This is a genomic window from Pantoea sp. PNA 03-3 (assembly GCF_003201175.1).
GTDB lineage: Bacteria > Pseudomonadota > Gammaproteobacteria > Enterobacterales > Enterobacteriaceae > Pantoea > Pantoea stewartii.
The window spans coordinates 56,960-83,521 of the sequence record NZ_QICO01000005.1 but is presented as its reverse complement, the minus strand read 5'-3'; the positions used below and the strand labels follow the sequence as shown (position 1 = coordinate 83,521).

Annotated in this window: 25 protein-coding genes; 14 read left to right on the top strand and 11 right to left on the bottom strand. The window is 53.1% G+C overall.

Translation table 11 applies throughout. The annotated features are described in order from the left end of the window. Positions 1-60 precede the first annotated feature (60 nt). The gene (rutR, locus tag C7433_RS15175) at positions 61-750 is read right to left on the bottom strand and encodes an HTH-type transcriptional regulator RutR (protein WP_058702557.1); all 690 of its coding nucleotides are present in this window, start codon (positions 748-750) and stop codon (positions 61-63) included. A 380-nt stretch (positions 751-1,130) separates the two neighbouring features. Between rutR and rutA the strand changes: the two genes are divergently transcribed. From rutA to rutG, 7 genes are read left to right on the top strand one after another with little or no spacing between them, the layout of a single operon-like run. Continuing rightward, complete coding sequence (gene rutA / locus C7433_RS15170; protein WP_110268475.1) at positions 1,131-2,222, top strand: pyrimidine utilization protein A; 1,092 nt, start codon at positions 1,131-1,133, stop codon at positions 2,220-2,222. After that, positions 2,222-2,971 carry a pyrimidine utilization protein B gene (gene rutB, locus C7433_RS15165; protein ID WP_006121917.1) on the top strand — a complete coding sequence of 250 codons (750 nt, stop codon included), beginning with the start codon at positions 2,222-2,224 and terminating at the stop codon, positions 2,969-2,971. Before rutA ends, rutB begins: the two co-directional genes overlap by 1 nt. Positions 2,972-2,996: 25 nt before the next feature. Continuing rightward, positions 2,997-3,383: a pyrimidine utilization protein C gene (gene rutC / locus C7433_RS15160; protein WP_006121916.1), complete on the top strand. Its 387-nt coding sequence runs from the start codon at positions 2,997-2,999 to the stop codon at positions 3,381-3,383. A 42-nt stretch (positions 3,384-3,425) separates the two neighbouring features. Then, positions 3,426-4,265, top strand: coding sequence for a pyrimidine utilization protein D (gene rutD / locus C7433_RS15155; protein WP_110268474.1), 840 nt, complete (start codon positions 3,426-3,428; stop codon positions 4,263-4,265). Next, positions 4,250-4,840 (top strand): malonic semialdehyde reductase, encoded by a 591-nt coding sequence (locus tag C7433_RS15150; RefSeq protein WP_110268473.1) that lies wholly within the window; start codon positions 4,250-4,252, stop codon positions 4,838-4,840. The genes rutD and C7433_RS15150 overlap by 16 nt, the downstream gene beginning before the upstream one ends. Before the next feature lie 29 nt (positions 4,841-4,869). Continuing rightward, complete coding sequence (gene rutF, locus C7433_RS15145) at positions 4,870-5,412, top strand: NADH-dependent FMN reductase RutF (RefSeq protein ID WP_039339420.1); 543 nt, start codon at positions 4,870-4,872, stop codon at positions 5,410-5,412. A gap of 31 nt (positions 5,413-5,443) precedes the next feature. Beyond that, a complete protein-coding gene (gene rutG / locus C7433_RS15140; protein ID WP_110268472.1) occupies positions 5,444-6,781 on the top strand; it encodes a pyrimidine utilization transport protein G in 1,338 nt (445 codons plus the stop codon). 268 nt (positions 6,782-7,049) lie between these two features. Here the strand turns inward: rutG and C7433_RS15135 are convergent, their stop codons facing one another. From C7433_RS15135 to C7433_RS15105, 7 genes are read right to left on the bottom strand one after another with little or no spacing between them, the layout of a single operon-like run. Then, the gene (locus C7433_RS15135) at positions 7,050-9,245 is read right to left on the bottom strand and encodes a glycoside hydrolase family 2 TIM barrel-domain containing protein (RefSeq protein WP_110268471.1); all 2,196 of its coding nucleotides are present in this window, start codon (positions 9,243-9,245) and stop codon (positions 7,050-7,052) included. Then, positions 9,235-11,907 carry a response regulator gene (locus C7433_RS15130; protein WP_110268470.1) on the bottom strand — a complete coding sequence of 891 codons (2,673 nt, stop codon included), beginning with the start codon at positions 11,905-11,907 and terminating at the stop codon, positions 9,235-9,237. The genes C7433_RS15135 and C7433_RS15130 overlap by 11 nt, the downstream gene beginning before the upstream one ends. Positions 11,908-11,910: 3 nt before the next feature. Continuing rightward, the gene (locus C7433_RS15125; RefSeq protein WP_033742509.1) at positions 11,911-12,345 is read right to left on the bottom strand and encodes a globin; all 435 of its coding nucleotides are present in this window, start codon (positions 12,343-12,345) and stop codon (positions 11,911-11,913) included. Continuing rightward, entirely contained in the window at positions 12,342-13,739 is a 1,398-nt protein-coding gene (locus C7433_RS15120; RefSeq protein ID WP_110268469.1) for a DUF3131 domain-containing protein, read from the bottom strand. The genes C7433_RS15125 and C7433_RS15120 overlap by 4 nt, the downstream gene beginning before the upstream one ends. Next, positions 13,724-15,226, bottom strand: coding sequence for a DUF3131 domain-containing protein (locus C7433_RS15115; protein WP_044243148.1), 1,503 nt, complete (start codon positions 15,224-15,226; stop codon positions 13,724-13,726). Before C7433_RS15115 ends, C7433_RS15120 begins: the two co-directional genes overlap by 16 nt. Positions 15,227-15,267: 41 nt before the next feature. After that, positions 15,268-16,599 (bottom strand): DUF3131 domain-containing protein, encoded by a 1,332-nt coding sequence (locus C7433_RS15110; protein ID WP_110268468.1) that lies wholly within the window; start codon positions 16,597-16,599, stop codon positions 15,268-15,270. Continuing rightward, positions 16,596-18,413 carry a glycosyltransferase gene (locus C7433_RS15105; RefSeq protein ID WP_033742513.1) on the bottom strand — a complete coding sequence of 606 codons (1,818 nt, stop codon included), beginning with the start codon at positions 18,411-18,413 and terminating at the stop codon, positions 16,596-16,598. Before C7433_RS15105 ends, C7433_RS15110 begins: the two co-directional genes overlap by 4 nt. 281 nt (positions 18,414-18,694) lie before the next feature. On the opposite strand from C7433_RS15105, the gene opgC reads away from it, so the two are divergent. Genes opgC through C7433_RS15080 form a run of 5 tightly spaced genes read left to right on the top strand, consistent with a single transcriptional unit; the run spans position 18,695 to position 22,801 of the window. Then, entirely contained in the window at positions 18,695-19,912 is a 1,218-nt protein-coding gene (opgC, locus tag C7433_RS15100) for an OpgC domain-containing protein (RefSeq protein ID WP_110268467.1), read from the top strand. A 10-nt stretch (positions 19,913-19,922) separates the two neighbouring features. Further along, positions 19,923-20,822 carry a hypothetical protein gene (locus C7433_RS15095; RefSeq protein ID WP_033742517.1) on the top strand — a complete coding sequence of 300 codons (900 nt, stop codon included), beginning with the start codon at positions 19,923-19,925 and terminating at the stop codon, positions 20,820-20,822. An 8-nt stretch (positions 20,823-20,830) separates the two neighbouring features. Continuing rightward, positions 20,831-22,039, top strand: a complete 1,209-nt coding sequence (locus tag C7433_RS15090; RefSeq protein ID WP_110268466.1) for a PP2C family protein-serine/threonine phosphatase — start codon at positions 20,831-20,833, stop codon at positions 22,037-22,039. Then, complete coding sequence (locus C7433_RS15085) at positions 22,036-22,374, top strand: STAS domain-containing protein (protein ID WP_033742520.1); 339 nt, start codon at positions 22,036-22,038, stop codon at positions 22,372-22,374. The genes C7433_RS15090 and C7433_RS15085 overlap by 4 nt, the downstream gene beginning before the upstream one ends. Before the next feature lies 1 nt (position 22,375). Next, the gene (locus C7433_RS15080; RefSeq protein WP_110268465.1) at positions 22,376-22,801 is read left to right on the top strand and encodes an ATP-binding protein; all 426 of its coding nucleotides are present in this window, start codon (positions 22,376-22,378) and stop codon (positions 22,799-22,801) included. Positions 22,802-23,004: 203 nt separating this feature from the next. Here C7433_RS15080 and C7433_RS15075 read toward each other — a convergent pair whose 3' ends face one another. Then, positions 23,005-23,265, bottom strand: a complete 261-nt coding sequence (locus C7433_RS15075) for a hypothetical protein (RefSeq protein WP_006121900.1) — start codon at positions 23,263-23,265, stop codon at positions 23,005-23,007. A gap of 513 nt (positions 23,266-23,778) precedes the next feature. On the opposite strand from C7433_RS15075, the gene C7433_RS15070 reads away from it, so the two are divergent. Both C7433_RS15070 and C7433_RS15065 read left to right on the top strand, forming a co-directional pair. Then, the gene (locus C7433_RS15070; protein WP_006121899.1) at positions 23,779-23,997 is read left to right on the top strand and encodes a type II toxin-antitoxin system CcdA family antitoxin; all 219 of its coding nucleotides are present in this window, start codon (positions 23,779-23,781) and stop codon (positions 23,995-23,997) included. A 2-nt stretch (positions 23,998-23,999) separates the two neighbouring features. Next, positions 24,000-24,299, top strand: coding sequence for a CcdB family protein (locus tag C7433_RS15065; protein ID WP_039339392.1), 300 nt, complete (start codon positions 24,000-24,002; stop codon positions 24,297-24,299). 163 nt (positions 24,300-24,462) lie between these two features. Here C7433_RS15065 and C7433_RS15060 read toward each other — a convergent pair whose 3' ends face one another. Continuing rightward, a complete protein-coding gene (locus C7433_RS15060; RefSeq protein WP_054633989.1) occupies positions 24,463-25,158 on the bottom strand; it encodes an ROK family protein in 696 nt (231 codons plus the stop codon). A 17-nt stretch (positions 25,159-25,175) separates the two neighbouring features. Further along, the gene (gene zwf, locus C7433_RS15055) at positions 25,176-26,546 is read right to left on the bottom strand and encodes a glucose-6-phosphate dehydrogenase (RefSeq protein WP_110268464.1); all 1,371 of its coding nucleotides are present in this window, start codon (positions 26,544-26,546) and stop codon (positions 25,176-25,178) included. Between the last annotated feature and the right edge of the window lie 16 nt (positions 26,547-26,562).

Genomic DNA, 26,562 nt, shown 5'->3' with positions numbered 1-26,562 from the left:
GCAATATTTCTGGCAACCTTTCGCCTGAGGCGTCGGTACAAACGCCCCCGCACAGGCGGATTAAGCCCGCATCTGAATGCCTTCAGTAATAATGTGCTGAAGGTTTTTTACCGTCTGGTCGAAAAAGGCCGGATCGCTGAGCGTTTTACCGGTGATTGCCTCAACCTGCACGCTAAAATCGGCGTAATGCTGCGTCGTTGCCCAGAGCATAAAAATCAACTGCATTGGATCGACGGGGGCAATGCGCTCATCTTTAATCCAGCCCCGAATGACATCGCATTTCTCTTCTACCAGGGTTTTCAGGCTGCCCCCCAGCTCCTGTTTCAGCAACGGCGCGCCCTGAACCATCTCCAGGCAAAAAAGTCGCGAAGCCTGCGGATGATCGCGGGACACACAGAGTTTCAGGCGAATATATTCTCTTATGGCTTCCAGTGGATGCTGATCGGGCTGTAAGGCCTTTAACGGTGCCAGCCAGATATCCAGCAGTCCTTTCAGCACATCAATATAGAGCGCTTCTTTTGTCGGGAAGTAATAAAAGAGGTTGGTTTTCGAGACGTCAGCCCGTTCTGCAACCTGCTCCAGCCGGGTGCCGTGAAAGCCATAGAGTGAAAAAAATTCCAGTGCGGCGGTCATGATAGCGCCACGTTTGGCAGCAACCGCCCGCGAGCGTCGCGTTGTGGTTTTGGAACCTGGGCTAACGGATTTTTGCTCTCCGGCGGCAGCGTGCGGGTGTTCGACCAATGGCTTCACAACATCTCCTGAGACAAACAGCAAGGCGTGAATCATAACAAATGGGGGCAGGGGCGACCATCGCAACGCTCATTATTCACGCGCTCTTAAATCAACAGTTGAGCGATTTGCACCCTTTTTGCTCAATCTTGCCTGTTATCTGTGCAGTTATTTTTGAACAATGGGTCCGAAACGGACCGTTTGCTCCAGTTATCTTCTATTCAAACTTTCAACCCTATGAAAAGGTTATTTATTTTAAAACTGGCACCCGCTTTGCAAAGACTCTTGCGTCTGGAGATTTCAGCACGGTGCAATTCGGAACCCGCAGGACGCACTCAAGCCGCGCAGAGATTTTCGTAAGCCCTTGTATTGGTACTTATTACTTTTAATCGAGGTGAGCGATGAAAATCGGTGTCTTTATTCCTATCGGCAACAACGGTTGGTTAATTTCAGAAACTGCACCGCAGTACAAACCGACCTTCGACCTGAACAAAACCATCGTGCAAAAAGCGGAGCACTACCATTTCGATTTTGCGCTTTCCATGATTAAACTGCGCGGCTTCGGTGGTAAAACCGAATTTTGGGAACACAATATGGAGTCGTTCACGCTGATGGCCGGACTGGCCGCCGTGACCTCTCGCATCCAACTTTACGCCACGGCCGCTACGCTGGTGATGCCGCCGGCGATCGTCGCGCGCATGGCCGCCACCATTGATTCCATCTCTAACGGCCGTTTCGGTGTCAACGTTGTCACCGGCTGGCAAAAACCCGAGTACGAGCAAATGGGCATGTGGCCGGGCGATGACTATTTTACCCGCCGCTATGATTACCTGACCGAATACGTGAGCGTGCTGCGCGATCTGTGGGGCACCGGCCACTGCACGCTCGACGGCGAATTCTTCAAAATGGACGACTGCCGCGTCAGTCCCCGCCCGCAAAGCGAGATGAAAGTGATCTGCGCCGGGCAAAGTGATGCAGGCATGGCGTTTTCTGCCAGACATGCCGACTTTAATTTCTGCTTCGGCAAGGGCGTCAATACACCAACGGCCTTCGCGCCAACCGCCGCCCGCATGAAAAAAGCGGCAGAGGCTGAAAACCGCGACGTATCTTCTTATGTGCTGTTCATGGTCATCGCCGATGAAACCGATGAGGCCGCGCGCGCCAAATGGGAGCTGTATAAAGCCGGGGCTGACGCCGAGGCGCTCGCGTGGCTGACCGATCAGAGCAGCAAGGACACCCAATCCGGCAGCGATACCAATGTCCGTCAGATGGCGGATCCCACCTCAGCGGTCAACATCAATATGGGCACACTGGTCGGCTCCTGGGCCAGCGTCGCCAGAATGCTCGATGAAATCGACACCGTGCCCGGCGCTGGCGGCGTCCTGCTGACCTTTGACGACTTCGTTGGGGGCATCGAAAACTTTGGCCGCTACATTCAGCCATTAATGAAAACCCGCCAGCACATCGGCATTGCGCAGAAAGAGGTCGCATAATGAACGTTGTTGAGAATCCGTCAGTGGTCCGCCGCGAACCCCACAATACCGGCGAGGAAACGGTCCTCACAGCCCGTCCTGAAGCCATCGCTTTTACCCCGCAGCAAACTGCGCTGATTGTCGTGGATATGCAAAATGCCTATGCGTCACAGGGCGGTTACCTGGATCTGGCGGGCTTTGATGTCTCTGCCACCGCGCCGGTGATCGCCAATATTAAAGTGGCGATTGCCGCCGCACGCGCGGCGGGCATCAAAGTGATTTTCTTCCAGAACGGCTGGGATAATCAGTATGTCGAAGCCGGCGGTGCGGGGTCGCCGAACTTCCATAAATCCAATGCGCTAAAAACCATGCGCAAACGCCCGGAGCTGATGGGCAAACTGCTGGCAAAAGGCGACTGGGATTACGATCTGGTCGATGAGCTTCAGCCGCAGCCGGGCGATATTGTGCTGCCCAAACCCCGTTACAGCGGTTTCTTTAATACCCAGCTCGACAGTCTGCTGCGCAGCTATGGCATTCATCATCTGGTGTTTACCGGCATCGCCACGAATGTCTGCGTGGAATCCACCCTGCGCGATGGCTTTTTCCTGGAATATTTTGGCGTCGTACTGGAAGACGCGACGCACCAGGCCGGCCCGGAATTCGCACAGAAAGCCGCGATTTATAACATTGAAACCTTTTTTGGCTGGGTCTCTAACGTGCGTCAGTTCTGTGACGCTGTAGGCTACAAAACTGAACAACACGCGGCCTGACCGCTTTTACAAAGGACAATCAACGATGCCTAAAAGCGCCATTATTCCCGCTGGCAGTGGAGTGCCACTGGCACCTTTTGTTCCGGGCACGCTCGCCGATGGCGTGGTGTACGTTTCCGGGACGCTGCCGTTTGATAAAGACAACAACGTGGTGCACGTTGGCGATGCCGCGGCACAAACCCGTCACGTTCTGGAGATCATCAAAAACGTGATTGAAACCGCAGGCGGCACAATGGAGGACGTCACCATGAATTCCATCTTTATCACCGACTGGGCCAATTACGGGGCAATCAATCAGGTCTACGCCGAGTATTTTCCCGGTGAAAAACCCGCGCGTTTCTGTATTCAGTGCGGGCTGGTGAAGCCGGATGCCCTGATTGAGATCGCAACGATTGCCCACATCGGTAAGTAATCTGTTTACCGGCATCTGTTCTGATAACCCTTAGGAAACAGCATGTATTACAAGGTATTAGGTAAAGATAATGCCGATGCAGACACGGTCGTGCTCTCTTCAGGGCTGGGCGGTTCCGGCAGTTTCTGGCAGCCGCAACTGCCTGTACTGACACAGTATTTTCGCGTCGTGATTTATGACCAGCACGGCACCGGCCTGAGTCAGGGCACCGTTCCGGCCGGTTACCGCATGGAGGATATGGCCGATGAGCTGGCGGGCATGCTCAACGGGCTGGATATCCGCCGCTGCCATCTGGTCGGTCACGCACTCGGCGGCATCGTTGGCCTGCATCTTGCACTGCGTTATCCGGCCTTACTGCAAAGTCTGGTGGTCATCAACGGATGGGCAACGCTCGACAGCCAGACGCGTCGCTGCTTTGAGGTCCGTCAGAACCTGCTGCTTAACAGCGGGGTGGATGCGTATGTTCAGGCGCAGCCCCTGTTTCTGTATCCGGGCGACTGGCTTTCTGAGCATGAGGCGTTATTACAGGAAGAGCGCCAGCATCAGGTGGCGCATTTTCAGGGAATGGAAAACCTGCTGCATCGCTTACAGGCGCTGATGACGTCTGACCTGGCCGCCTCGCTCGACGGGGTGATCGCACCGACGCTGGCGCTGAGCTGTAAAGACGATTTGCTGGTGCCCTGGCAGCGCTCGGCCGATCTCGCTGCCCGTCTTCCTCTGGGGGAGCACCAGCAAATGCAGTATGGCGGTCACGCCATGAGTGTGACCGACCCCGATACGTTTAACCCGATTTTACTGGACTGGCTGCGGCGGCATGCTTTTCATGCAGCTGACATCGTGTCCGAGCCCTTTTCAACGGAGATATCATGGTCGAAGCCTTAACCGCCAGCGCCCTGGCAACCCTGTTCACCGACGCCCGCACCCATAACGGCTGGCTGGATAAACCGGTGACCCATGAACAGCTGGAAACGATTTACGCGCTGGCGCGCATGGGGCCAACATCTGCAAACTGCAGCCCGGTGCGCATTGTGTTTATCCAGAGCCAGGCGGCCAAAGAGAAACTGGCACCGGCGCTGTCCAGCGGCAATCTGAAGAAAACCCTGACTGCACCGGTGACGGCGATCATTGCCTGGGATCCTGCATTTTATGAATTACTGCCCGAACTGTTTCCCTCCGGCGATGCGCGTTCGTGGTTCACCTCCAGCCCGCAGCTGGCGCACGATACGGCATTTCGCAACAGCAGTCTGCAGGCAGCCTATCTGATTATGGCCTGCCGCTCACTCGGACTGGACACCGGACCGATGTCTGGTTTCGACAATGCGAAAGTGGATGAAACCTTCCTGGCGCAGACGGGCTGGAAATCCAACTTTCTCATCAACATCGGTTACGGCGACAGCAGCAAACTGTATCCGCGCGCACCGCGTCTTGACTTTGACCGCGCCTGCCGCGTGCTGTAAGCACCCTGTTTCATTATGAGGACACGAGCATGCAATCCACTCTGAACGCCACACAGCCCGCAACCGCTGCTAAACAGGCTGCCGTTGAAAAGCAAGAGTTCCGCGATGCGATGGCGCACCTGGGTTCCGCCGTCAACATCATCACCACAGACGGGGCAGGTGGACGGGCCGGTTTTACCGCCTCTGCGGTATGCAGCGTGACCGATACGCCACCGACGTTGCTGGTATGTCTGAACCGCGCGGCCTCTGTCCATGCGGCGTTTACGCAAAACCAGGTGCTGTGCGTTAACACGCTCTCAGACGGACATGCGTCGCTGTCCAATCTGTTCGGCGGAAAGACACCGATGGATGCGCGTTTCGCGGCCGCTGACTGGGCCAGCCTTGCCACCGGATCGCCGATCCTCACCGATGCGCTGGTGTCGTTTGACTGCAACATTACGCAGATCACCAGCGTCGGCACCCACGATATTTTGTTTTGTGAAGTCGTTGCTATTCAGCGCAACGACAACGGCCATGGACTGGTGTATTTCGACCGGCGCTATCACCCACTGATGCGTCAGACAGCCTGTTAACTCACTCCTCTCAACTTAGTAAGGGTCGTGCATGGCAAATACCTGGTTTCCGCAATGGCGTAAAAGAGAAGGCAATCTGGAGGGCGTCGTCATCGCGCCGGATGAACGGCTGCCGTCAGGCACGACGATCATTATGGGATTGCAACATACGGTAGCGATGTTTGGCGCCACGGTCCTCATGCCCTTACTGATGGGCTTTGACGCTAATATGGCTATCCTGATGTCGGGGATCGGTACCTTACTGTTCTTCCTGGTGGTAGGCGGTCGCGTACCAAGTTACCTCGGGTCCAGTGCCGCCTTCGTCGGACTGGTTATCGCGATAACCGGCTACAGTGGTCAGGGTGCGAATCCCAATATCGGTGTGGCCCTTGGCGGGATTATTGCCTGCGGCCTGCTCTATATGGTGATCGGTTTTATCGTAATGGCGGTTGGCACGCGGTGGATTGAACGTCTGATGCCGCCCGTCGTGACCGGTGCCGTGGTCATGGCGATTGGGCTAAACCTCGCGCCGATTGCGATTCACAGCGTCTCCGCCTCCTCGTTTGACAGCTGGATGGCCGTCATGACCGTGCTTTGCATCGGTTCGGTAGCCGTATTCACCCGCGGTCTGGTGCAGCGCCTGTTGCTGTTACTGGGGCTGGTGGCCGCTTATCTGATTTATATGGTCATCACCAACGGCCTTGGACTGGGCACGCCAGTGGATTTTAGCGCGGTCGCTCAGGCACCCTGGTTTGGCGCACCAACCGTTACGACGCCGGTATTCAGCGCGCATGCCATGCTGATGATCGCGCCGGTCGCAGTAATCCTTGTCGCAGAAAACCTCGGCCATATTAAAGCGGTGGCCGGTATGACCGGTAAAAACCTTGATCCCTACATGGGCCGCGCGTTTGTCGGTGATGGCCTGGCGACGATGCTGTCCGCCTCCGCAGGCGGAACAGGCGTGACAACCTATGCAGAAAACATAGGTGTTATGGCTGTCACCAAAATTTACTCCACGCTGATTTTCGTCGCCGCGGCGGTCATTGCCATTGTGCTGGGCTTCTCACCTAAATTTGGCGCACTGATCCACACCATTCCCGGCCCGGTGCTCGGCGGCGCATCCATTGTAGTATTTGGGCTGATTGCCGTGGCAGGTGCCCGCATCTGGGTACAAAACCACGTCGACCTGGGGCTGAACGGCAACCTTATCATGGTCGCGGTCACGCTGGTTTTAGGCGCAGGCAATTTTACCCTGACGCTCGGCAGCTTCAGCATGGGCGGGATCGGCACTGCGACCTTCGGGGCGATTTTGCTGAATGCATTTTTGAGCCGAAGCAAAATGGCAAGCGCACAGCCAGGGGTGAAGACGGAGACGGTGGTGAAGGAATAAACCGGGATCTTTTCCTCAGCCGGAGAAGCAGGAAGGGCGGAGCGGGCCGGAACGACAACCGGGTGTTTTTTACGCACCCGTAAAGCATCATGCAGGAGATGCGCGGCTTACAGACAATGGGGTCGCCGCGGTAAAGCGCCTGCTTGCCATCGCGCAGGCAACAAAGAGGCTAAGCCAGTGAAACAGGGCTGTGCTCCGTACACGGTAGCATCAGCCCAACTCCATAAAAGGTTTTCGCAAAAAACCGTGGGTTTTCAGGTAACTTACCTTAGTCGTCACGTTGAATGCTTTCCTCATGGACATTACAGCCCACCGTTTTCCCGTTTTGATTCTCAATGCGATAACGGATCTCAACGTTATGAAAATTTTGAGGCGTAACCGTTATTTCCTTCACCATCTGACCTGAATCAGGCGGCAGCGTCAGCGTTTCGCTCCCTTTGGCAAGCACCTCTCCCTTTTGGGATACCTGCCACTTCAGTTGACATGCAGTACAGGCATTCCAGGTATCATTAATTGCCCAGAGCCGCACCATCGCCTCGCTTCCCTTACGCCATGTGGCGGTAACGGGTTCGATAGAGGGGAGAACAGGCTGATAGGCTGTTTGCAAGGCGTAATAACCCGCCTTTGGCTGGCGCAGATAATCCACCACGCCCCAGTTAATTGAAGGCCAGGTTTCAACAAACATGAAATGGAAGAGGGCCGTCACCGGTTGATAACGCTGTCGTCGATAGCTCTCTACAGCCAGGGAGACCAGTTTTGCCTGGTAGCGTTGCGTATTGGCTATCATCTCCTGAATATTCGAACCGCGCGAAATCCCGGCAAACTTAAATGTCTGTAAAGGCTGGAAATTATGATACTTCCAGAACGTCCATCCCGGATCGTCCGCAGCAGTCGTCTTTGGCCATAACAAGCTGGCAGGGATAATCGTTTTCAGCGTTGAGAGTTGAGGTAGCGCCTGCGCACCAAACTCTGTCACCACTGCGGTTTTAGCCGGGGCAAGCAGATCGCGCGGCGTACCAAAATACCATCCTGCCCAGTAGTGTTCTTCCACGGCGGAAAAACGGTGCACAATACGGGAGGTATCTTCAGCCAGCGTATCCGCGACCTTCTGCGTCAGCGTGCGGTTCAGTGTCTTATTCCAGTCGGGGAACCGCTTTTCCATCCAGGGCGAATTCCACGGCGGCTCGTTGTGCCCGCCCCAGACGATAATGGCCGGGGAGTTACCAAACTGCTCGACCATCTCACGGGTCTGACGTACTGCATTGTCCGTAAATGCCGCGCTGTCATTGTATCCCCATTGCAGCGGTACATCCTGCCAGATCATCAGCCCCATTTCATCGGCGACATCGTAAAGCGGACGGCCGGCTACGTGTCCGTGGACGCGAATGGCGTTGGCATTCATCGCCTGTACCAGCGCAAAATCCCGACGATACTTTTCCCGTGTCATGGTTCCTAACCACGGTGAACCGATATAATTGCTTCCCTTTATAAAGAGTCGCCTGTCATTAATCAGCCAGCCTTTGTTATCGGGTTGCTCTTCCAGTTTGCGTAACCCTGTTCGGGTGATCCTGGTATCCATCAGCCCCTGGCTGTCACGCAGTGAGGCGCGAACACGGTACAGATTTGGCTTGCCGGTGCCGACCGGCCACCATAACTTTGCTCCCTTCATGGGCAGAGTTATGCGCAAGGACTGTTGCTCACCCGTCGCGTGATTCAGCGTGATCGGAAAATCGTGCTGAAAAGTCTGGCCGTTAAAGTTATCGGGTACCGCTGTCAGGCGCACTGTAGCAGGTCCGGCAGTGGTGGCCCGGTAACGAATTTCCGCCGATAATGCCGGGTTTTCCAGTCCTTCACGCCAGTCCGGACGCAGGATCACTTCATCAATCGTTACACCACGGCTCATATGCAGCTTCACCGGTGCCCAGATACCGCCAGAGTTCGCATCCTGTCCCTGTAAAGACCATGCACCGCCAGGTCGGGTGTCATGCTGATTAAGCACCCCTTTTATAAGCGTTTTATGTAACGGCCACACTTTTTGGGGATCTTCATAGGGACTGTCGACCCGGATGGCGAGCTGGTTATGACGACGCAGGGTGCTGCTGACATCTACAGCAAAACGCTGGAAATAGCCTTCGTGGTGGGTCAATGGCTTTCCATTAAGCGTCACATCAGCAAAGTAATCGATACCGTCGAAAACGAGCGTGGCCATGGTACCGGGTTCGGATTCAGGAAGATCAAACTCATGTCGATACCACAATGCTCCCTGATGATCGTAACCCGCGCTATACCAGTTAGCCGGAACCTTTAACCTGCGCCAGTCACTGGCAGGCACGTCCGCGCCCCTGAAGGTGCGGTCGTTCGCATCATGGACTCGCCAGTTTCCCGCAAGTGACCAGGTGACCGGTAGATCCATTGCCTGCGCTTGTGGGAGGCAGATGAGCAAAAGAAGAAGGTTACGGATCATGGCTGTCCTCCTGTTTCCTGTGTTGTAGCCAGGACGTGATGCGACGGAATTCCTCGTTCAGGTCGTTTTGCAGGGACTTGAGCGCATGTTGTTCCAGCGATGAGGCCTGACTCTCAAGGTATTGCAGTAACTGCGCCAGGCGGGTGAAATCGAGTGTGACGGCTTCACCGCGAAGTTTATGTGCTGCCCGACGTAACGTCTCACGATCATTGTTTTCCATTGCCTTGCGCAGCGTCTCGGTGGTTTCTTCGATTGCTTCCCTGAACAGCGACAACAATTCCTCAACCAGAGCAGGGTCATCGGCGCACTGTTTAAGCAGTCGGGCCTCATCAGGTAAACCTTCCTGATCACGCGTATATATGCGGGTAATTTCGTCATGAAGCGCATCCTGACTGACAGGCTTGGCGAGATAGCCATCGAACCCCATTGCCAGACAGCGCTCTCTGTCGCCCTGCATAGCATGCGCGGTCATCACGATGGCTGGCTGACGGGGACGGCCAAGCAATACTTCCTCTTGTCGTAACAGCTGGATCGCCTTTTCTCCATCCATTTCCGGCATCTGCAGATCAATAAAGAGAATGTCCCAGCGTTCTGCTCGCCAGCGGTCAAGTGCAGCCTGTCCATCGCCAACCACTTCACAGTGATGTCCCAGGCGTTCAAGCAAACGTCTGGCGACTTTCTGATTCACCAGATTATCTTCAGCCAGCAACACACGCAGTCCCTGCGAGGTGTTCGGTGAAACGGTAGAAGGCTGCGCCGGCTCGACAATCGGCACAGGTTTAAGGGCGCTTGCAATTGCCTGATGCAACTCGTGCTGGGCGACGGGTTTGTGCAAATAGTGGGATATGCCGATTCGTTTGAGCATTTTGGGGTCAAAATGGCGGCTCATTGAGCTAAGCATAATAATCTTGCTCTGGGCCGTCTGTGGCAAAACCGATAACTCAAGGCCCAACGAAATGCCATCCATGTCCGGCATTTGCGCATCGATGAGGATCAGTGGCCAGAATACCTCTCCGGCGGCAAGCTGTAAGGCCTTACTGGCATTATCCACACACGTCGGGTTCAGTCCCATCTGACGGAGCATGGTATCCACTAACCGCAGGTTAGTGCTGTTATCATCCACGACCAGCACGCATTCGCCATTAAACCGAACGCCAGATGCGCGTTCTGTAAGCGGCGAGTGTTGCCCCTCCAGCGGTAGCGTAAACGTAAATTCGCTCCCAACGCCGGGCTTACTCTCCACCTCCAGATTTCCCCCCATCAGGGCGACCAGCCGGGCGGAAATGGTTAGCCCCAGCCCTGTTCCACCATAACGCCGCGTCGTAGAACTGTCTGCCTGGCTGAACGCTTCAAAGATGGCCTGTTGTTTCTCTGCAGGTATGCCAATACCACTGTCGCGAATACGAAAACGCCAGTGGCCTTCACTGGCCGCGGGCTCTATCGCCAGCAGGACTTCGCCGTGATGGGTAAATTTAAGCGCGTTGCCTAGCAGGTTTGTGAGGATTTGACGCAGTCGGGGGCCGTCCACCTTCAGAACGTCCGGGACTGCAGGCGCAATATCCACCAGAAGCTCTATCCCTTTTTCACTGGCGGCAGGCATATGTGGGCGAATCAACGACTGAATAAAGGGCCGGATTTCCAGCAACTCTTCGTCCATGATGACCTTGCCCGACTCAATGCGCGAGAAATCCAGAATGTCATTAATAATATGTAGCAACGACTGGGCCGAACTCATGACCAGCGAAAGGTACTCACGCTGCTCAGGGCTCAGTGGGGTGTCCAGACAGAGCTGTGTCATCCCGAGGATACCGTTCATCGGTGTCCGAATTTCATGACTCATATTAGCCAGAAACGCACTTTTGGCTTCATTGGCTTCGCGGGCGACGCGGGCGGCATCAATTGCAAGCAGTTCTGCTTCCTTCCGGCGGGTAATATCCTGCAACGTACCAATCACCCTTTCGGCTTCCTGCTGAATGGTTAAGGTCACCACCTGCCCGGAGAGCAGCATCCATCGCCAGCCTTCCGTCTGATGCAGGACGCGGATTTCACATTCAAATACAGGCCGGTGATCCTGTTTCGATGACATCATCGCCTGTCGCAGCGATGCGCGGTCCTCTTCATGCACCAGATTGAGCAAAAAACGCAGCGGATAACGCCATTGCGAGCGTGACTGCCCCACCATTGCCAGCAATGTATCATTTACCTGCAGGCTGTCATGAGAGACGTGCCAGTCCCAGATGCCGATCCGGATTGACTCGGCCGTCAGTAAAAAATCATTGTGCAGCAGATGACGTGAGCGCTGTGCTTCATCAAGCTCGGTGACATCCGTATGCAGACTGACAATGCCTCCTTCAGGAAGGCGTTGATGCTGAACATAAAGACGGCGTTTTCCGGATTGCCTGACTTCGCAATGGTTATCCTGACGACAATTACGGAGGGTGGCGTCCCGTAGCGTCTGACGACGACTGGAGTCGATGTAATAACCCGCTTCAATAAATTTTTCTACCAGCGTTTCGAGAGACGCGCCAGCCTCCAGCCACGGTGCAATCACCGGATAAAAGAGCGAAACTTTATCGTTCCACACCAGCAGGCGTTCGGCCCGATCGTAAATCATGATCGCACAAGGCAGCGCATCAGGCTCAAAACGGGATGAAGTTCCCATCGCTTATTCTCCCCCGGGCTGATAGTGCAGTTCGGCTTGCCGTCGCAGATATTCCAGGCCGGGCGCTATCGCCATCGCCCACGCCGTGAGGATCTCCTCATCGCAGAGAGGATCCCGTTCACGTACAGTGCGCAGCATGGCTTCCCGCCAGAAGGCGAAAAAGCGTGGCGGCAGGCGCAGACCATCCTGGGTTTGCCTGCGCGCCAGTTGCTCAAGAAAGTCCGGAACAAAAAGGGCACCATCGACGGTGAGCATGGCAAAGAAACTTTTATAGATCATCTGTCGACCTTCTTCGCTCGGGCGACGGGCGAAGTGTTGCTCCGTCTCTGGCGATCGGTGAATAAAAGCCTCGTAAAACGCCAGGAAAAAGTCTTTTTTGTTCGTCTCTGACAAGACACGGCTCACGCTGGCCTCAAAGAGATCACGATAAAATTTCATGGTGCTGACCTCCCTTTTCTTTCACCCGGCAGACACAGGCCGGGAGGATTGAATTCGTCTGCCAGACGGTGAATGAAGTAGCTGTTATCAGTATCAAAATGATTATCAAATAACGGCCCGCCGTTATGTTTGTAGAAGAGCGACTCAAGGACCATGGCATTAGTGGATAGCGTGATCATCGGGTTGATATCCCCCGTCGCTTCAACACGGCCCTCAAACCAGCCGCGTTGTGGACTGTTAAGGTGCTTCGTTACTGCCATAAGCACATCGGTATAGTCGTTTTTCCACAGCGTCCAGAGGATAAAAACCGCCTTCGTAGACACCTGTGACAGCTGGCGGTAATCGCGGCCATCATCGCCCAACGTGTTCCAGGCGTAACCATTTCCCCATACGGTGTCCTCAAGATGCCAGGGCGCATGTGACAGCGAAAAATCGGCTCGCGCAGTCAGGAGCTTGTCACGCTCCCAGCGCGACTTCTGACTGAGCCAGATGCCTTCCGCTCGCGTACGCATTAATTTTTGGACATCGGGTGGCACGCCAGGAGGCTGCCATCCGAACTCCAGCCCGGGCAACATGGCAGGTAACGTAGTGAGTAATGACGGTTGCCAGGTCGTACGCGGATCGCGCGCGTCAACGCTAAGGCTGCGCTGATAAACAATGACGTTTCTTGCGGGCGGCGTGAATGCTTTACCTGCCGGGAATCCCCATAGCCGAAAAGCACTGGCGGCATATTCGCTTTCACCCAGACGGAGTTCTTCACGCACGACAGGTTGGCCGTTCTGCACTGAGGCGGACCATAATTCCCCCTCGTTATTGATAACGGAGCAGAAATTCCAGCGCAGGATTATTTTGTCCAGATACTCACGATAGTGCGGTGCACGTTCGGCGGTAAGCCGTAAAGCGAGCATCAGCCTTGCCATATCTTTTGCCGACCAGCCGCTGCTGATGGATTTGCCTGTGTAATCTATGGGCATCGCCGTCTGGCTCGAATAGAGCCTGCCGGGTGTACGAGTAGTGGTCAACGCAAGGCGATTGAGCGTACCAAGCAGGCGGCTTATCCGGGCATCAAACTCATCTTCCGGCACCAGACCCAACTCCCTGGCGGACAGAAGCGCGATTAACGTATCCCCCATCTGCCAGAGCGTGACGCGCGGCTGTTTATCGCTGCCATTGACCAGGCCGGTTTGCGGCTGCGTATTATTCTGGAAATAGCGCCATGCAACGGCCGCCCACTCGCGTTCCTGCGGCGTCAGGCTATCAATGCGAGCGGAGGTATGCCAGCCGCCTTTCGTCAGCCAGCGCCATCCCGCGCCTTCGCGACTGAACAACGCCAGTGCGATCACCAGTACGATGATTCCCGCTGCGACCAGCCTGTATATCAGGGTTTTAAGCATTGCGCAGTCACCGGCGGCAATTTAATGGGCTCGTCCGTCTTGCAGGATGCACACTGACACGCCTGGCAGGCAGGTTTGGTGCGCTGCGCCGTCCCGGTCTGCTCGCACCAGCTTCTGTTGGCGGCCGTGTCGCTCAGGAAGGGGCGATTGCGTCGGGTATTATTTTCTTCAAATTGATCGAGAAGCTTCTGGTTCCAGAGCGAGGGGGCGAACTGACTATTTTTGGGATTGTCGCTATTAAACTGCAACAGTTTGCCTTCTTTTTTAAATAACAACGCTTCAAGCATGATGCCGTTATTGTTGGCGGTGAACTCCTTAATGGGGCCATCGCCGTTTTCATATAAACCCTCATAGTAGCCTTTGCCTTCCTCATTAGCGTTTTCAATGGCATTCAGCAATCTGTCGGTATAGGGCGAGCTCCAGAGCACCCACATACCGAGTGCGGCTTTAAGTGATACGGCCGCACTATTTGGTACAAACTGTCCTTTATCCGTAATCGTGTTCCAGTTATAGCCATCACTAAATATGGTGTCATAAACAAAGTAGGGAGCTTTATCGAGCTGGTGCTCAGAGCGCGCGGTCAGAATGCCGGTGATTGCATAGCGGTTTTCCTGCGCCTGATAAACCCGATCGGCAAAATTTTTCATCCACGGATGGGAATAATTGCGTGGGCTGTTATCTCTGTCGGTCGCTTTATCAAAACCAAACTCCAGACCATACAGAAGATAGGACTCAGTCACGACATAGTTATGCTGTGACGTATCTCGCGGGTCGCGCGAGTCATAAGGCACCAGCACACAGTAAATTTCTGCCAGCTCATAAGGCTGTGGCCGGCTGGCCTGGCAGGTATTGAATCCCCAGAGCTGGAAACCCGCAGCGCTGTATTCCTCATAGCCCAGTCGACCTTCCTGAACATATTTAGGCTGGCCATTTTCCAGATAAGCACCGTACAGGGTGCCACAGGGATCAACGGCATGGCTGAAGTCCCAGCCAAGCACGACATTATCGATACCGTTGCTGTATTCCGGATAACGCTCTTTAATCACTTTAAGCCATACCAGCATTCTGCCGATATCCAGCGCCGAAAAACCGATCTCTCCAGGTTGGTTTCGGTAGTCCACTTTTTGTCCGCTGATCGTGTTATAGGCTTTATTGGGCAATTCATTTCTGAACAGCACCAGCGTGTTCAGGGTCGCGAGAAATTTCAACATACGTCGATCAAACTCGGCTTTATCAATAATGCCTAACTCACGCGCCGCCGTCAGAGCAGCCAGATAAGACGCGCTGTCCCACATTGTCGTGGAAGGATATTTGTTGACTGCGTTCACCAGCCCAGTACTGGGCTGGTAGTTAGCGACAAAATATTGCCAGGCATTTTTGGCAATGGTCATTTCACGTGGTGTCAGCTCACCACTTCGGGGAGTAAATTCTGATGCCGGTAGTCCCGGCGCTGCCTGCGCTGTCGCCAGCGCGAGCCAGCATGCCATGAGCCCGGTTAATACGGGGAAAAAAAGGATACATTTCCGCTTCATGGCGTAGCTCCTGCTGAAGACGTAAGAGAAGGGGGCGCGCTAAGGCAGGCCAGACAAAGCATCTGTCCCTGAACGATATAGGCGAGGCTCTCCAGGACCACGGCATTGGTATCTGCATCAATAACCGTGTTGATGCTGCCGTCCAGATTTAGTCCGCGCTGCCAGCCTTTGCCGGGCACCTGTAAAGGTTGTACCTGCTGGCGCAGCGCCTCACTCCAGCGGTTTCGAAACAGGGCATACCATGCAAAGGCAGAACGTGTGGAAGTGATGGCCGTTTGTTCGGGTGCCTCATCACGCAGATCACGATTTTGGACAGGCTGCCGGTCTGGCAGATCGTTGGCATAATCTGGTGCGGGTTCGGCATAATCGGTACTGATGGGCGGTTTACTGACGCGTAGGCTGTGACGGCGCTGCTGAATTTGCATAATGCGCCAGGTGATCTCCGCGCTTTGCGCATCAAAACCCATTTCAAGTCCGGTCAACAGGTAAGGCAGGCTGATCAGTGAGGGCTGCCGTCCCCAGGGCGTGCGTAATCCTTCGTCAGGCACCATGATGCCATCGATATCAATCATTTGCTGACGCTCTGGTGGGTTCGTCACCGCCAGTCCGGCAACGCTGTCGATAAGGCGAAGCGTATGACTGGCATACAGGCGATAGCCAAAACTGTTTTTGGGTTCATCTGTTGCCAGCGCCCACTGGTGTAACGCTACCGCAGCCTGACTGGCCGAGTTCTTTACAATCAGCGCACCGACGTTCCACTGTTTAAACAGGTCGCGCACGGCGGTTGCATGTTGGGGATAACGCCACACTAACGTTTGCAGGGCGTTAAGCAGGCGTCCCATACCGATTGCGGAAGACTCCTGTTTTCCCAGCAGCTTCAGAGTATCTGCATGATAATAGGCCGCTGGCAGACCGTCAGGCGTGAGCGGGATTTGGCTAAGCGTCAGCAGTGCAGCAGCAATCCGCTCATCAAACTCGTCGGTTGTCAGGACATTAAGTTGCTTTGCGGCTGTGACAGCAAACAGATAACTACCAATGCTCCACAGGCTGAGCCAGGGTTCACCGTCGTTCGCGTTTGCCAGACCATTTGGCTGTGTATTATTGACATAATATTGCCAGGCCACCCGTGCCCAAATTGCCTCTTCAAAGGTCAACTCTCGTGGGGTCGGCAGGGGAGGGAAATCCTCACTTAACGCGACCCCCGTACTGCTTTCTACGCGTGTTGGCATTTGTTTTTCTACCCAGACGACAATAGCAAACCCAATCAGAAACCCGAGCAGGATGGTGAGATAACTTCGGGCAGAAAGTAGCGCATCTCTCGTCCTCATTGACTCGTCTCCTTCTCGTCGGCGGGCGTCCAGATTGCGGCTAAAATCAAGGGCAACATGGCGGCTATGTTGACGGCCCCCCAGAAGATGTTGATGACATAGCCTGAAGGATCATCGACCTGACCGCGTGCAACCTGAATCCCTCCCCATATAAGCCCGGCAAGGGTCAGTACCACAACGGCGATTTGCGGTTTGACGAGATACAGAAAACGGCCTGTCTGTCTTTCCTTTGGCGTAACGTGAAATTTTATCTGCTCACCACGAAGTACCGTGCCCAACGCGCGCAGGTTCATAGAGAAAAAAGAAAGATATGAGGCCCTGCCGTCCCAGGCAGAGATCCCCCATGTCCCGAACATAAATGCGAGTTCCGACACAATGAAAAAAGGCAAAAAATGCAGGTAAAAGGGCGTTGACCAGGCCGATACGGGCGGAATGCCGGTGAACAGGTAGATTATGGGTGAAAAGAGAAAAACGGTGTTCCAGATGCAGGCCAGATACGACCAGAAAGTGGTGCCATACATAAGCGTTTGCGGCAAAGAAAGCCTGAAGCGGCGGCGACTGAAAATATTGTCATGAAACAGGATGTCCAGCGAACCCGCAGCATATTTAAAACGCTGAATCATCCATGTCAGCATATCCTGGGGAGACAACATCTTGGATTCAACACGCGGGTGCATGACAGAGCGCCAGCGCCGGCCCGCATCGCCGTGAAGCAGGATGGACGTATAAATGTCTTCTGAGACGTGAAACTTATAGGGTGTGAGTTCTGTGTCAAACGCAACGTGAGGGCGCATGGCGTCACGCAATGCTTCACGCGTGGCAGCATCATGAATGTCGCGCGTGTGACGATCAATTTCTTCTTCCACCGTCCAGACATAGCTCCGCAAGGCTGCCTGCATCACCGCTTCTCGTCGATGTACAGAAGCCGCACCGCAGCAAAATGCCGCATTTGCCCAGTTACGCCGACGTAAAATCACGTCGTAAAACATGCGTGGATCGTTAAAAAACGGATCTCGCCCAATCGTGACCGGCCCGACAAATTTCTGTGTCAGCCAGCCAAGACCATATCCCACCTTGCCCGCTTTTCGTTGCAGCCAGTTTGACAGGTTTTCCCCTTCAGGGAGATCGTAAAACCATTGAGGTGTCTGGACCCACGCCACATCTGGATCGCGAAAATAGCCCAATGTGTGGCTGAGCAACGTGGGGAAGACTCTCGTATCAGCATCGCAAATAACCAGGAAATCACCCTCCGTGTTTTCCAGCCCGTTACGGAGGTTTCCGGCCTTGTAGCCAATATTGGTCTGACGGGTAATGTAGTTGACGCCTTCCTCATCGCATACCGCTTTCATTTCCGGACGCCGGCCATCGTCGAGCACGTGTATTTGATAGTGAAGCGGGAAGGGGTATTGCATTTTCAGAGCGTCACGAACAGACAGCCTGACGAGTTCAACGTCTTCAGAATAGGTCGCGATAAACAGATCGACTTTGAGCGGTCTTTTCTCAACCTGTTCCTCTGCAAGCAGGCAATCGTTAATTTGCTCTGGGGGACGGTTTGGCAGCGGGTCTTCTTCTTTCCAGAGATTGATCGTAAATAATATCGTTCCAATCCAGGCAAACGTTTCTGCCAATACCAACGGAATCGAATACCACAGCGCGTAAATATTAAGCGAGGCGGTCCAGCGCCAGTAAATATAATTTGCGCCGAGAATTAACGCGGCGACCGCTAAAACCTGCCAGGTCAGTATCACCCAGGTCGGTGTGCTGAGGGGCTCCGGTGGTTTGCGATTTTCAAAACGGGAAAAGTAAAAATCCATAGCAAAGGATATCCTGATTCCGCAACAGGGATGAAATAAAGCCATCCTGCAGGCAGCGCTCAGCCTGCCCGAGAAAATAACGTCTAATAAAACAAAAATTAAAACAAGTGTAGATAGCACAAAAAAAAGTGTCCAGAAAACTAAAAAATTATGAAGCGAGATCTGTTTTTTCGTTATTAGTCCCGGCTTATCCTCATTGCACCTAATTACTTGCCATAAAGCCCGCCTTAGGCTATCAAATATTTAACCAGATGTTTTTCAGTCAGGAATAAAACCTCATCATGAGCCAAGTCGTGCAAGCGGTGAAGCAGAAATCATTCTGCAAATCAGCCACATGGCGCTATAGCGCAGCGGGAAGCCGCGATTTAAGAATTGATTTCATGCGCGGCATTGCATTGGTGATGATGGTTGTAGCCCATACAGAAATAATGTCCCTGTTCAACATATTCACCTGGGAGAGATTCGGTTTAGTAACCGGAGCGGAAGGGTTTGTTATTTTATCCGGTTTTATGCTAGGTATGCTTAGTCGTGCCAGACTGCAAAAGGTGGTTTGGCTTACAGTGTCCTGGGGACTTTATCTTCGTGCATGGAAGATATACCGGGTAAATATCCTTATCATCCTGTCATTTTTGCTGTTAGGGTATTTGCCTTTTATCAATGTTTTTGAGATGACGCATTTTACCGATCGCTTTTCAGGCACCCACTGGTCACTCTATCCGGTCACACCACAAATAAAAGAGACCTGGTTTAACATTGTTTTCTATTTACAAATCGGCCCTCATCAGACGCAAATCCTTGGCCTCTATATCTGCCTCCTGCTGGTCAGTCCGTTTTATTTAGCCATGCTGCAAAAGGGAAAAGTTTACGGGTTATTGGGTCTTTCGTTACTGATCTACTGCTACTGGCAACGCTGGCCTGTACGCGTGACAACGGCGGAGTTCGAATTCGCTTTTCCGCTGTTAGCCTGGCAATTCATTTTTGTACTGGGGATGTGCAGTGGCTGGTATAAAGACGAACTGCTCTCTTTTGCACATACACCGCCGGGCAAATTGACCGTGGCGGCACTTGTCGTAGTGGCGTTAGTTATGGGGTTTGTTGCACAAAATCATACCAACCCTTTTATGCCGTCCGATCTGTTGATGCACATCATTCCTGCTGCAGATTTTGATACGTTCTACCATACGTGGGCGGCAAAAAATGGGCTGGGTCCCGTCAGGGTCGTCAACGATATCTGCCTGATGGTAACGGTCTATCTGCTTCTGACATGGTGCTGGCAGCCGGTATATCGCTTTGCAGGCTGGTTTCTTATTCCACTGGGCCAGCACTCGCTTTATACCTTTATTTTGCATGTCTATGTTGTGCTCGCAGTCAGCCAGTTTGTGTCGTTTGATTTATGGCGTCACGCATGGTTAGAAAACACGCTTATTCATGCGGCTGCGCTGGGCACGCTGTGGCTGATGGCAAAATATAACGTTGCTGCACGCTGGATACCTAACTAAGGAAGGGCAGATGAATAAGAAATATCTCTTGATCTGCGCGTTATTCAGTGCCGCGACGGAAAGTGGGGCGGCACAAACGGACGATACATTACCGTTGCGGGATAAGAACGATGAGCCGATACAGGCGGGCGTGTACACCAGTCGCTGGGGACGACTTTTTTCTGGTAATGAGAAAGCATTTTCTGGTGCCCTGAGTTTTAGTTCGGGTTTGAAAGAGCAGTGGATGACTATCCCTAACCGCAAAGACAGCGCGGAACAGAAGAAAAAAATCAATCAAACCGTAAATCTGAGCCTGCAGTATTCCCCTTATAGTTTCTGGTTTGCCAATATCACATCACGTTTGCCTGTCAGCGATACCAGCCGTTATACGGCAGACTATCGCTACAGTTTTGGTTACGATGACTGGCACGCGAATACGCTCAGTCTGGTTTACAGCAATTATGGTGATAACCACTTCTGGACCTCGGGTGGTCGTCGGCATACCTATTTTGAGCAGGGAGCCATTACGCTGGCCTATAAATTCTCCTTGCCGAAGCCGGTCGAAAATGCGCTGTTGATTAATAAAGGCGACGCTATCATTTGCCAGGCAGGCTACAGCTGGGTCCCCCGCTATTACGACTTAAGCAGCAACGATATTCGCCAAAATAAAAACGTCTTGTTAGGCGGATGCGGTTATACGTTTAAACAACATTTCTTCGTGCGTGTAACGGCATTTTGGTTTCCGGATAAGAGTCAGCAGCAACCGTGGAACGGTGATTACAGTTATAGCTTCGGCTACGCAGGCTACACACCAGGATCGTTTTCAATACAGTATGCGAACTATTCCGGAACGCGTTATCCCGGCCATCAGAGCGGTAGTGGAAAATTTCGTGAAGGCACGATCAGCCTGATCTGGTTCTTACCGATTTAGGGGGCATCATGTCGATACCGCACGTTCTGATCGTGGAGGATTCACTGGTTTATCGTCGCCTGTTATCACGCATGCTGACCCAGTGGGGCTATCGGGTTAGCGAGGCTGAAAATGGCATAGTCGCGCTGACCATCCTTGAAACTCAACCGGTGAGCATGGTGATTAGCGACTGGGAAATGCCGGAGATGGACGGTCTGACGCTTTGCCGGGAGATACGTGGTCGTCAGCTTGGCCACTATATCTATTTCATTCTGCTCACGGCACGCGAAAATCCTAACGATCTGACGCAGGGGTTTGATGCTGGTGTGGATGATTTTCTGAGCAAACCTGTCGAGCAATCCGAACTGCGGGCACGGTTGCATGCCGGCACGCGCATTCTGTCTCTGGAGGCGACGTTAGCCGCACGTAATACTCATCTCAGTGAGGCGCTGCGTCAAATTGAGCAGGACCTTGAAGTCGCCGCACGGATTCAACACTCCGTCCTCCCGGCACATCAGCAGTGTTACGGTGACTACTTTTCCGACTGGCTGTTTTTACCGTCCGCCTGGGTTTCAGGCGATATTTTTAACGTTTTTCCGCTTGATAATCATCTGGGTTTTTATTGCGTGGATGTATCAGGTCATGGCGTCGGTGCAGCGATGATGTCGCTCGCCGTCGCCCGGCAGTTTCTTCACGGCAGGACGGTAGAGCGTTTTCTTTTAGATGGCGACAAGGGTGTCGTTTCCCCGGCGGAGGTCGTGCGCATTCTGAATGAACGCTTTTGTAGTGATGAGGCGGAAATTGTCAGTTACTTCACCCTGATTTATGGCGTGATCAACCTGACTAGTGGCGAAGGACGGTTATGTCAGGCCGGGCATCCTACGCCTTTCATTGTAACGCCCCACGGGCAAATCAGAACGGTCGGCGAGGGTGGCGCACCGGTGGGCTTAATGCCCCATCTCTCCTGGACCGACGTCTCCTTTACCCTTGCGCCAGGTGAACGACTCTGTCTGTTCAGTGACGGCATTACTGAGTGCGAAAACCTGGCCGGAGAGCAGTTTGGTCAGGAACGTCTGCAGACATGCATACAGGACAGCATTGCACAGGCACCTGATGACCTTCTGCAACAACTCGGCCAACATCTCATCCGTTGGCGCAGTGGTGAAAACACAGAACAACATGCGATGGCCGATGATGTATCGCTTTTAATCATTGAGCATCAAGGAGAAAACTTATGAACATGGGTACAGAACGGCAGCCTGAAGTGAACATCCTTACACCCGCAGTGCGCAGGCTGGACGCATCGGTAGCCGCAGCCTTTAAAGAAGCGGTTTCGCGGGAAATTGGTGAGGATAAAAAGGCCCTCATTGTGGATTTTAGCAAAATTGACTTTATCGATAGCAGTGGACTGGGAACACTGGTTTCGTTGCTTAAGTTAATGAATGGAAAAGGGGAAATGACATTATGTGCATTGAATGCCAATATCCAGAAGATGTTCACACTCACCAGAATGGATCGCATTTTCCGGATCTGTCCGGACCGCTCCGCGGCACTTGCGCAGTTAAATAAGTGAGATGTCAGTGAACAGCGATATTACGCTTCCCGCTACGCTGACCTCGCTCGCTCGCCTGGCAGAATGGCTTGCGGAAAAGATGGAAGCGTTACCCGTCAATGATGAGTGGCGGTTCTCACTCGATCTCGCTGCGTGTGAGACAGCAACCAATATCATTCGTCATGCGCTAAATGAAGACAGTCACCGCCGGTTTACAGTGGAATTTATTGCGTCAGACATCAGCATTACGCTTCGCTTTATGGACGAGGGGAGTGTATTTCCCGCTGAACGCCTCCAGGCGGCACGTTGTGATGCTTTTTCTGACCAGACAATAACCCAGGAAAGCGGCAGAGGGCTGAAATTGATTTTGTGGTATGTGGATAAATTCCGGATCGAATACTCGGCGGGCAAAAATATTACTTTGTTGGAAAAGTCGTTGGTATGTTAGTGCCGCATGCCGGGTTATGAGCGAATGTACTGGACTGATAAGCTGTTGCGCCGGGCGAACGCGGTGTTACCCTACGTATGTCCATGCTGCTAACAACAGACTCAACGACACGTTCTGAGCGGCATACGCACTCAACCTATGGCATCGCAGTTCTGTGATATTTTTTTGGACAGGCACTTATGCACCTGTCACACGGCGCCCACTTAGTCGTCAGTATGCGGTGGAACCGGCAGACCTAGCGCGCTTACCAGTTCATCGATACTGAGAGGAACGTCAAACCATTTGTCGTTCGACAGAACGACGCGGCAACCTTTTGAAAATTCTTCTTCACGGACCCATGCAATAAGCTCTTTCTGGATCATCCATGTTTTATTATTTCTGTCTCTGAGGGTCACCAGGTTAGTGGGTGAGCAGGAAACGCCGGTGGTTGTTTCTGAGGTGTGATATATGCTGGTGTCTAACATGCGGTGCTCCAGTCAAATGGCTAGCTTGAAACTTTTTTATTGTGTATGAGTAACCACGGCAGACGGACCATCAGGACGAGCTTTTTGCCGTCCCTCCGCTCTTGCCGCACAACGAGAGTTAAACCTGCACTTACATTAATCCGCTTCCTGCATTCGCCTTCCTTCCTGTCGCTGAAAGGTTTCAACAGAAAGCTATCCGCATCAGAAACGCGGACAAATGGTCAGCTAGTATATCGTCACCGTTTCGTTTTTCTTCACGGCTATCTGCTTTGGCCCGTGCAAGACGGTAAACAAAGTGGCCACTCATTCAGAAAGAGCCTGTTATCTGAGCAGACATTTTTCTCTGGGCCAGTGTGATTGTACATTCTGGGTTATAGGCAGTCTGACAAGCTGAACAACGCTTTTCGGGCGGGTCAAACCAGGCGCATCGTGAAAGCAGAATGCACCTAAAAATCGTTCCTTGCTGGTGTGTATCAGCAGTGTATACTTGTAACTCACACTTCGGAGGTGTACATGAAATACAGAACTAACGTCACCATTGATAAAGAAGCCTACGAGATATTTTCATCTGCGGGCTTAAACCTTTCTAAAATGGTTAACGAGCTTGTCACTACTGAGGCTCGCAGAATCCGGGCTGAACGCTGGAAAGAAGAAAACCGTGAAAGCATGAAAGCCTTCTCTGACTTTGTGGGAGAAGAGGGATCGCTTTCTGATATGTACAGGAACTGGTAGGGATGCAATTTGACGTTTACTCACACAAGAATGGTAAAAAATATCCTTATCTTGTTGAAGTACAAAGCTACCTGATAGACACGCCAGGCCGTTTAATGGTTGCCCCCCTTGCTCTTCCGGGCGAGTTCGTGGGTTCAGGTGAACTTTATCCTGAGGTACTGGTTAACGGCAGCAAGTACCGCGTTGTGACAACCGACATTGCATCTGTCCCGGTGAAAGCGTTAGGGGATAAAGTGGGTGATGTCAGTCAGTATGAAGCAACAATAAAAAACGCCATTTTCAGGCTTTTTTGGGGTTTCTGACAGGTTTTCTTAACCCACCGATGCCGGTTACCGGCAATGACGGGTCGGCCAGCCATGAATGTCGCATTCGCTGGCGGTTTTCGTTAGTCTGCCGCGAATAAACGTTCACGGCAGTAAACCTAAAACACAGCAACGCTATTCTGGCCTTCTTAAATGGCAGGAATCACGTGATCAAGTTTGGGTCGTTCCAGAGACGAAACCCACCTTCGAATGCCAGCGTGTTGTCGCCTTTCCTGCAGTTGGGCGGAAGTGAATCGAGTTCACCTACGTTTCCGCCGCCTAAGACGACGTACTCAGGCTGTAACGCGGCGGTCAGCATCTCCACTACATCAAAAACACGCTCTTGCCATTTTTTGTTGCCCTTTTTTATCCGATAGGCTTCACCCACATAATGTTCATAGCTATTGCCCTTGCGATAAGGTAAGTGAGCAATCTCCATGGGCTGAGCGACATTCTCAACGATCATCGCAGCACCTAATCCCGTGCCAAGACCGAGAAAGAGCATGCGTCCGCCCTGATAGGAACCCAGCGCCTGCATCAGGGCGTCGTTGACGATACGAACAGGGCAACCGAATGCGCCCGCATAGTCAAATCCCACCCAGCCCTCACCGAGGTTGGCGGGTTCCCGAAGCGGTTTGTTGTGCGCGACCGGACCGGGATATCCCATTGCAATCACATCGTAGGTCATGCCTTCAGCCAGGCTCTTAACCACAGCAACCATTTCAGCCGCAGACATTGTCTTTCCACTGTCCGCCTTCTTTTTCACCCCGCCAGCGCTGGAGAGGATTTTTACATGGCTTCCGCCGATGTCGATGGCCAGAACGATTTGATCTTTTTTCTTTTTAGGTTGCCGCGTCATTGATAGTGCTCCATAACTCAATCGGGATCGACCCAGCCGCCGGGGGGCGCAAAGTCTGCCATCGTATCCGGCCCCCAGGTTCCGGGCTTGTAGGAAAGGGGGACGGTTTTCTTATCCAGTACTGGCTCAACGATCTTCCAGGCCAGTTCCGCCGCGTCTTGTCGGGTAAAAAGCTGACGATCGCCAGCCATCGCATCGCCTATCAGCCGCTCATAGGGCGCCATATCGCCAATGCCATCGTCAAGCGCCGTTAGCTCAACGGCTTCACCTCGCATCTTTTCGCCAGCCGCCTTGCGTCGCGCCCCAATGCCGATCGTAATATCCGGACCAAGGCGAAAGCGGATATAGTTAGCGGCCTCGTTGGCAATGTCATCGAAAAGTGTAACGGGTGGTCGCCGGAAGCGCACGATCACTTCCGTCGCATGCGCAGGCAGATTTTTGCCGGCACGGATAAAAAAGGGAACACCACTCCAGCGCCATGTCGCAATCCGGAAACGAACCGCAGCGAACGTCTCTGTAGAAGAGGAAGGGTTGACACCGGGTTCATCGGTATAGCCTGCAAACTGACCACGAACCACATCCTCGTCCGACAGGGGAGGAATGGCCTTCAGCACCTGGACTTTCTCATCAACCAGATCGTCGGACGCGCCGGAGGCGGGAGGTTCCATTGTCAGCAACAGAAGCACATTCACCAGGTGATTTTGGATCACATCGCGGAGGCAGCCAACTTCGTCATAAAATTTGCCGCGTCCTTTAATACCAAAGTCCTCGGCCATAGTAATCTGAACGCTTTCGATATGATCGCGATTCCATATTGGTTCGAGGAAGCTGTTGGCAAAGCGAAAGTAAAGGAGATTCTGGATGGCTTCCTTCCCTAAAAAGTGATCGATACGGAAAATCGCGTCCTCATCGAAAACGTTGTGAAGCACGTTGTTCAGCTGTTTTGCCGACGCGAGATCGCGGCCGAACGGCTTTTCCACCATCAGGCGGGCGCCTTTCGCGATACGCGCCTCTTGCAGACCTGTGACGACCGTTTCAAACAGCGACGGGGGTATAGCCAGGTAATAGAGCGGGTGATGATGGTCCCCCAGCGCATCGCGCAATCCATCGAATGTTGACTGAATGCGATAATCGCCGGAAACATAGGACAGCCTGTCCGCCAGCGCAGCAAAGACTGCCTCATCGAACTCATCGACGTGTTTTTCAACCGACTCTTTTGCACGCGCAATCAACTGGTCGCGCGTCCAGTCTTCAAACGCCACACCGATAATGGGCGTATTGAGCGTGTTACGCTTCACCATTGCATAGAGTGAAGGGAAGATCATTTTATAGGCAAGATCGCCCGTGACACCGAACACTACCAGTACCTCTGAACGTTGCTGTACCATCGCTGTGTCCCTCCGC

Excerpts from the sequence above, each read along its gene's own strand:
- C7433_RS15130 (WP_110268470.1), bottom strand. The coding sequence starts at position 11,907 with ATGGGAACTTCATCCCGTTTTGAGCCTGATGCGCTGCCTTGTGCGATC.
- C7433_RS15105 (WP_033742513.1), bottom strand. The coding sequence starts at position 18,413 with ATGGATTTTTACTTTTCCCGTTTTGAAAATCGCAAACCACCGGAGCCC.
- rutD (WP_110268474.1), top strand. The coding sequence starts at position 3,426 with ATGTATTACAAGGTATTAGGTAAAGATAATGCCGATGCAGACACGGTC.
- rutA (WP_110268475.1), top strand. The coding sequence starts at position 1,131 with ATGAAAATCGGTGTCTTTATTCCTATCGGCAACAACGGTTGGTTAATT.
- C7433_RS15080 (WP_110268465.1), top strand. The coding sequence starts at position 22,376 with ATGTCAGTGAACAGCGATATTACGCTTCCCGCTACGCTGACCTCGCTC.
- rutG (WP_110268472.1), top strand. The coding sequence starts at position 5,444 with ATGGCAAATACCTGGTTTCCGCAATGGCGTAAAAGAGAAGGCAATCTG.
- C7433_RS15135 (WP_110268471.1), bottom strand. The coding sequence starts at position 9,245 with ATGATCCGTAACCTTCTTCTTTTGCTCATCTGCCTCCCACAAGCGCAG.
- opgC (WP_110268467.1), top strand. The coding sequence starts at position 18,695 with ATGAGCCAAGTCGTGCAAGCGGTGAAGCAGAAATCATTCTGCAAATCA.
- C7433_RS15120 (WP_110268469.1), bottom strand. The coding sequence starts at position 13,739 with ATGCTTAAAACCCTGATATACAGGCTGGTCGCAGCGGGAATCATCGTA.
- zwf (WP_110268464.1), bottom strand. The coding sequence starts at position 26,546 with ATGGTACAGCAACGTTCAGAGGTACTGGTAGTGTTCGGTGTCACGGGC.
- C7433_RS15150 (WP_110268473.1), top strand. The coding sequence starts at position 4,250 with ATGGTCGAAGCCTTAACCGCCAGCGCCCTGGCAACCCTGTTCACCGAC.
- C7433_RS15115 (WP_044243148.1), bottom strand. The coding sequence starts at position 15,226 with ATGGCATGCTGGCTCGCGCTGGCGACAGCGCAGGCAGCGCCGGGACTA.
- rutB (WP_006121917.1), top strand. The coding sequence starts at position 2,222 with ATGAACGTTGTTGAGAATCCGTCAGTGGTCCGCCGCGAACCCCACAAT.
- C7433_RS15110 (WP_110268468.1), bottom strand. The coding sequence starts at position 16,599 with ATGAGGACGAGAGATGCGCTACTTTCTGCCCGAAGTTATCTCACCATC.
- C7433_RS15085 (WP_033742520.1), top strand. The coding sequence starts at position 22,036 with ATGAACATGGGTACAGAACGGCAGCCTGAAGTGAACATCCTTACACCC.
- rutF (WP_039339420.1), top strand. The coding sequence starts at position 4,870 with ATGCAATCCACTCTGAACGCCACACAGCCCGCAACCGCTGCTAAACAG.
- C7433_RS15075 (WP_006121900.1), bottom strand. The coding sequence starts at position 23,265 with ATGTTAGACACCAGCATATATCACACCTCAGAAACAACCACCGGCGTT.
- C7433_RS15095 (WP_033742517.1), top strand. The coding sequence starts at position 19,923 with ATGAATAAGAAATATCTCTTGATCTGCGCGTTATTCAGTGCCGCGACG.
- C7433_RS15060 (WP_054633989.1), bottom strand. The coding sequence starts at position 25,158 with ATGACGCGGCAACCTAAAAAGAAAAAAGATCAAATCGTTCTGGCCATC.
- rutC (WP_006121916.1), top strand. The coding sequence starts at position 2,997 with ATGCCTAAAAGCGCCATTATTCCCGCTGGCAGTGGAGTGCCACTGGCA.
- C7433_RS15090 (WP_110268466.1), top strand. The coding sequence starts at position 20,831 with ATGTCGATACCGCACGTTCTGATCGTGGAGGATTCACTGGTTTATCGT.
- C7433_RS15065 (WP_039339392.1), top strand. The coding sequence starts at position 24,000 with ATGCAATTTGACGTTTACTCACACAAGAATGGTAAAAAATATCCTTAT.
- C7433_RS15125 (WP_033742509.1), bottom strand. The coding sequence starts at position 12,345 with ATGAAATTTTATCGTGATCTCTTTGAGGCCAGCGTGAGCCGTGTCTTG.
- C7433_RS15070 (WP_006121899.1), top strand. The coding sequence starts at position 23,779 with ATGAAATACAGAACTAACGTCACCATTGATAAAGAAGCCTACGAGATA.